Annotated in this window: 5 protein-coding genes and 2 pseudogenes; 1 reads left to right on the forward strand and 6 read right to left on the reverse strand. The window is 61.3% G+C overall.

The window, feature by feature from the left end; genetic code table 11:
• Nucleotides 1-124 precede the first annotated feature (124 nt).
• From B3605_RS19905 to coxB, 6 genes and pseudogenes are all read right to left on the reverse strand, one after another.
• Nucleotides 125-973 (reverse strand): cytochrome c oxidase subunit 3, encoded by an 849-nt coding sequence (locus tag B3605_RS19905; protein ID WP_296435687.1) that lies wholly within the window; start codon nucleotides 971-973, stop codon nucleotides 125-127.
• Nucleotides 974-1,030: 57 nt separating this feature from the next.
• Nucleotides 1,031-1,636 (reverse strand): cytochrome c oxidase assembly protein, encoded by a 606-nt coding sequence (locus B3605_RS19910; RefSeq protein ID WP_112945802.1) that lies wholly within the window; start codon nucleotides 1,634-1,636, stop codon nucleotides 1,031-1,033.
• Nucleotides 1,637-1,645: 9 nt separating this feature from the next.
• On the reverse strand, nucleotides 1,646-1,774 hold the full coding sequence (locus tag B3605_RS19915; RefSeq protein ID WP_018902030.1) for a hypothetical protein: 129 nt from the start codon (nucleotides 1,772-1,774) through the stop codon (nucleotides 1,646-1,648).
• The gene (locus tag B3605_RS19920) at nucleotides 1,771-2,727 is read right to left on the reverse strand and encodes a heme o synthase (protein ID WP_112945803.1); all 957 of its coding nucleotides are present in this window, start codon (nucleotides 2,725-2,727) and stop codon (nucleotides 1,771-1,773) included. The genes B3605_RS19915 and B3605_RS19920 overlap by 4 nt, the downstream gene beginning before the upstream one ends.
• Before the next feature lie 71 nt (nucleotides 2,728-2,798).
• A complete protein-coding gene (gene ctaD / locus B3605_RS19925) occupies nucleotides 2,799-4,499 on the reverse strand; it encodes a cytochrome c oxidase subunit I (RefSeq protein ID WP_018902032.1) in 1,701 nt (566 codons plus the stop codon).
• Nucleotides 4,500-4,516: 17 nt separating this feature from the next.
• Nucleotides 4,517-5,141: pseudogene (gene coxB / locus B3605_RS19930) on the reverse strand (cytochrome c oxidase subunit II); the annotation flags it as partial.
• Between the two features lie 169 nt (nucleotides 5,142-5,310).
• Between coxB and B3605_RS19935 the strand changes: the two are divergent.
• Nucleotides 5,311-5,588, forward strand: a pseudogene (locus B3605_RS19935) (C4-dicarboxylate ABC transporter); the annotation flags it as partial.

Genomic DNA, 5,588 nt, shown 5'->3' on the forward strand with positions numbered 1-5,588 from the left:
AGAAACCGTAGCGAGCGGAAGGATGGTTGGCCGAGCCGCCAAGGCGATGATGCTCGCTGTACTTAACGTACAGCGAGCATCGCAGGCCAAAGATCCGACGCGCAGTAGGTTTATCGAGGCCCCACTACAGCCAGTACACAACGACGTACAGGCCCAGCCACACGACGTCGACGAAGTGCCAGTACCAGGCGGCGGCTTCGAAGCCGAAGTGTTGCTTCGGCGTGAAATCGCCACGGAGCGCGCGGATCAGGCAGACGATCAGGAAGATGGTGCCGACGAGCACGTGGAAGCCGTGGAAGCCGGTCGCCATGAAGAAGGTGGCGCCGTAGATCGAGTTCTTGAAGGCGAACGGCGCGTGGGCGTATTCGTAGGCCTGGACGCTGGAGAACAGCACGCCGAGCAGCACGGTCAGCGTCAGGCCCTGGATGAGGCCCTTGCGGTCGTTGTGCAGCAGCGCATGGTGCGCCCAGGTGACCGTGGTGCCCGAGAGCAGCAGGATGACGGTGTTGTAGATCGGCAGGTGCCAGGGGTCGAGCACCTCGATGCCTTTCGGCGGCCACTGACCACCGGTGAAGGCCAGACGCGAGGCCTGGATGGCTTCGTGCGGATAGAGGCTGGCGTCGAAATAGGCCCAGAACCAGGCCACGAAGAACATCACCTCGGAGGCGATGAACATGATCATGCCGTAGCGCAGGTGCAACGAGACGACGCGGGTGTGGGCGCCGTCATGGGCTTCCTTTACGGTGTCGGCCCACCAGCCGAACATCACGTAGAGAACGACGGCAAGGCCGATAAAGAACAGCCAGGGATGCGCCCATTCGATGCCGAAGATGTGCAGCGAGCCGCCATTGATGTAGCGCATGAAGCCGACGCCGCCAAAGGCCATGATGAAGGCGCCGATCGAGGCCAGAAGCGGCCACGGGCTCGGATCTATGATGTGATAATCGTGATGTTTCTGATGCGCTTCGGCCATTTGGACTCCCCCGGACCTATCCTCTCCGCTCCGGCTTAGCCGGAAACGAACCCAGTATCAAAGTTTCTTTTCAAGCGTTTGCGTTCCATCCTCGCGCGAAGCCACCGGCTTCGGTCCTTCCTTCGGATAGAACGTGTAAGACAACGTGACCGTGTGTATATCCTTGGATTCCACGGCCTTGACGATATCGGCGTCGATGTAGAAGACGACAGGCATCTCCAGCTTCTCGCCCGGCTTGAGCTCGGTCTCGTTGAAGCAGAAGCACTGCACCTTGTTGAAATAGACACCCGCCTCGCCCGGCGTGACGTTGAACACGGCCTGGCCGCGCGAGGGCTTGTCGGACTTGTTGACGGCGGTGAAATTCACCTGGATCGTTTCGCCGATGCGCGGATTGACCTCGCGCTCCACCGGCTTGAACTCCCAATCCAGCCCAGGCGCGACGTTGGCATCGAAGGTGACCCGCATCTTGCGGTCGAGGATGACCGACGAGGCCTGCTCGACGCGCTGCGTCGTGCCGTTATAGCCGGTCAGCTGACAGAACATGCGATAGAGCGGCACGGCGGCATAGCTTGCCGCGCCCATGCCGAAGACGAAGGCAAGGCACATGAAAACGACGGCGCTATTGTTGCGCGGCTTTCTCGGCGTGCTTTGCGCTTCGCTCATCTCATGCCCTCAAGTGAATTTCACGATTGTTATGGCGTAGAAAATGACGACCAGAGCGGCCAGCACGAGGCCGAGCGCAACATTGCGGTTGCGGCGGGACTTGCGCTGGGCTTCGGTGAGCTTGACGGTCTCGATCAAAGGCCGGCTCCCCAGTGGGCGGCCAGGAAGGACGCCAGGCGGTCGAACATCAGCGCCGAGAAGATGGCGAAGAGATAGAAGATCGAATAGGCGAAGAGCTTCTTGGCCGGCACCATCTTCTCGTCGCCATCGGGCATGCGCCAGCAGATGACGGACCAGTAGACGAAGACGGCGCTGAGCAGGCCGGCGACGACGCCGTAACCGGTGCTGGCAAAGCCGAGGAAGGTCGGCGCGACGGCGCTGAACGCAGTCAGCACGGCATAGACGACGATCTGGTTCTTGGTGGTGCGCTCGCCCGAGACATTGGGCAGCATCGGCACGCCGACCGACTGATAGTCGCGCATCTTGAACAGCGCCAGCGCCCAGAAGTGGGCCGGCGTCCAGAGGAAGATGATGAGGAAGAGGACCGTGCTTTCGATGGTGACGCTATCGGTCACGCAGGCCCAGCCGATCATCGGCGGGAAAGCGCCGGCGGCACCGCCGATGACGATGTTTTGCGGCGTCGAGCGCTTCAGCCACATCGTGTAGACGACGGCATAGAAGAAGATGGTGAAGGCGAGGATCGAGGCTGCGAGCCAATTGACGGCGAGCCCGAGGATCGACACGGAAAAGCAGGAGAGCACGAGGCCGAAGGCGAGCGCTTCGTTGGGCGCGATACGGCCGGCCGGGATCGGGCGCTTCGCGGTGCGGGTCATCACCGCATCGATATCGGCGTCATACCACATGTTGAGCGCGCCGGATGCGCCAGCGCCGACAGCGATGCAGAGCACCGCGATGATGCCGATGATCGGGTTGATGTGGCCGGGCGCCACGATCAGGCCGGCGAATGCGGTGAAGACCACAAGCGACATGACGCGCGGCTTGAGAAGCTCGAAGTAATCGCGTGCGCTGGCTTCCGACATGCGAAATTCGCTGTCGTCTCCTAGGCTGCTGCGATCGTCGATGACTGTCATTGGTATTGTCCTGAAAACTGAACGGTGACCGCCGCGCTCCTCCGGCGGCGGTCACGATGTCTCGCATCCATTTACTTGATGCGCGGGAGCTGTTCCCATTGGTGATAAGGGGGTGGCGATGAAAGCTGCCACTCGAGGGTCGTAGCACCCTCACCCCACGGATTGTCTCCGGCGACGCGCTTCTTGGCGAAGGCTTCGAACACGCCGAAGAGGAAGATCAGAACGCCGAAGGCCGAAATGTAGGAGCCGATCGAGGACACGTAGTTCCAGCCGGCGAAGGCATCCGGATAGTCGATATAGCGGCGCGGCATGCCGGCGAGGCCGAGGAAGTGCTGCGGGAAGAACACCAGGTTGACGCCGATGAACATGACCCAGAAGTGCAGCTTGCCGATGAGCTCGTTGTACATGTAGCCTGTCATCTTCGGGAACCAGTAGTACCAGCCAGCGAAGATGGCGAAGACGGCGCCGAGCGACAGAACGTAGTGGAAGTGCGCCACGACGTAATAGGTGTCGTGCAGCGAACGGTCGAGACCGGCGTTTGCAAGCTGCACGCCGGTGACGCCACCGACGGTGAACAGGAAGATGAAGCCGATCGCCCAGACCATCGGCGTCGAGAAGGTGATCGAGCCACCCCACATCGTCGCGATCCAGGAGAATATCTTCACGCCCGTCGGAACGGCGATGACCATGGTTGCGAAGACGAAGTAGCGCTGCGCGTCGAGCGACAGGCCGACCGTGTACATGTGGTGGGCCCAGACGACGAAGCCGACGGCGCCGATCGCGACCATGGCGTAGGCCATGCCGAGATAGCCGAAGATCGGCTTCTTGGAGAAGGTCGAGATGATGTGGCTGACGATACCGAAGCCGGGCAGGATCAGAATGTAGACTTCAGGGTGACCGAAGAACCAGAACAGATGCTGGTAAAGGATCGGGTCGCCGCCGCCCTCGGGCACGAAGAAGGAGGTGCCGAAATTGCGGTCGGTCAGCATCATGGTGATGGCGCCGGCGAGAACCGGGAGCGACAGCAGAAGCAGGAAGGCGGTGATCAGAACCGACCAGGCAAAGAGCGGCATCTTGTGCAGCGTCATGCCTGGAGCGCGCATGTTCAGGATCGTGGTGATGAAGTTGATCGCACCGAGGATCGACGACGCACCGGCAATGTGGAGCGCGAAGATCGCGAGATCGACCGCAGGACCCGGCGTACCCGTGCTCGAAAGCGGCGGATACATGGTCCAGCCGCCGCCGGCACCATAAGCCCCGGCCGGGCCTTCGACGAACATCGACATGATGAGCAGGATGAAGGCCGGGACGATCAGCCAGAAGGAGATGTTGTTCAGGCGCGGGAAGGCCATATCCGGCGCGCCGATCATGATCGGCACCATCCAGTTGGCGAAACCGCCGATCATCGCCGGCATGACCATGAAGAAGATCATGATCAGCGCGTGCGCGGTGGTGAACATGTTGAACATCTGCTTGGCGCCGTCGATGGCGGCATCGCCCTCGTAGCCGTAGACCATGGCGGCGAGGCCATGGAAGATCTGGATACCAGGCTCCTGCAGCTCCATGCGCATGGCAACGGAGAGCGCGCCGCCGACGATGCCGGCCATGATCGCGAAGATCAGGTACAGCGTGCCGATGTCCTTGTGGTTGGTCGAAAAGAGCCAGCGATTAACGAAGCTCGGCTTGTGCGAGTGGTCGTGGTGGTGATCGTCATGGGCGTGCGCGCCATGATCGTGATCATGCGAATGATCGTGTGCGGAAGGTCCAGCCATGTCCCGTTCCTTTTCCTTTACTGAGCGACGTTTTCGGCGACATCGAGGGTCTTTGCGGGACCATCGGTTTCAGCCATGAGGTTCTTGTAAGCACCCGGCAGGTCGGAGGCGGCGGACGCCATCCACTGCTTGTACTTGTCCTCGGAAACGACGCGAATTGCGATCGGCATGAACGCGTGGTCCTTGCCGCAGAGTTCGGAACACTGGCCGTAGAACAGGCCCTCGCGCTCGGCGCGGAACCAGGTTTCGTTCAGGCGGCCGGGCACGGCATCGATCTTGACGCCGAAGGACGGCATCGCGAAGGCGTGAATGACGTCGGTCGGGGCCGCGGTCACGAGAACGCGCACCGTCTTGTTGACCGGCAGCACGAGTTCGTTGTCGACGGCGAGAAGGCGCGGATACTTCGCCTTGTCTTCCTTGCCGGCGGCAGCGCGGTCCTGATCCTTCAGCAGATAGCTGTCGAAGGCGAGCGGATTGTCGCCCGAGCCTTCATACTCATAGTTCCACTGCCACTGCGTCGCGGTCGCCTTGATGGTGACATCAGGGTTCTCAGGAAGCGTCAGCTGCGCGGTCAAAAGATTGAACGACGGAACCGCCAGGAAGAGCAGCACCAGCAGCACCGGCACCAGCCAGCGCCAGGGGCGGGAGAGGCTGGCGCGACGCGGCAGCCGGAACGGCGTTTTCATGCGATACCGTAGAAGGTTTCTGATTCCGATGTTATTGTGGAAATTGGCAATTGCAAGGCAAAATGAAGCTGGACAGACTGGTTCGCGCCGGTCAATACAATAAATCGAGACACCGAGGAGACATCATGCAGATCAAGACCCTGGTCGCGGCCTTCGCCGTTGCCCTTTCCATGAACGCCGCCTGGGCCCAGGCCCCCATCGTCATCAAGTTCAGCCACGTGGTGGCGACCGACACGCCGAAGGGCCAGGCCGCCGAACGCTTCAAGGAACGGGCCGAAATGCTGACGAAGGGACGCGTGAAGGTCGAAGTGTATCCGAACAGCCAGCTCTACAAGGACAAGGAAGAACTCGAAGCCCTGCAGCTGGGCGCGGTGCAGATGCTGGCGCCGTCGCTGGCCAAGTT

It is taken from the genome of Rhizobium sp. UBA1881 (assembly GCF_002338015.1).
Classification (GTDB): Bacteria; Pseudomonadota; Alphaproteobacteria; order Rhizobiales; family Rhizobiaceae; genus Rhizobium.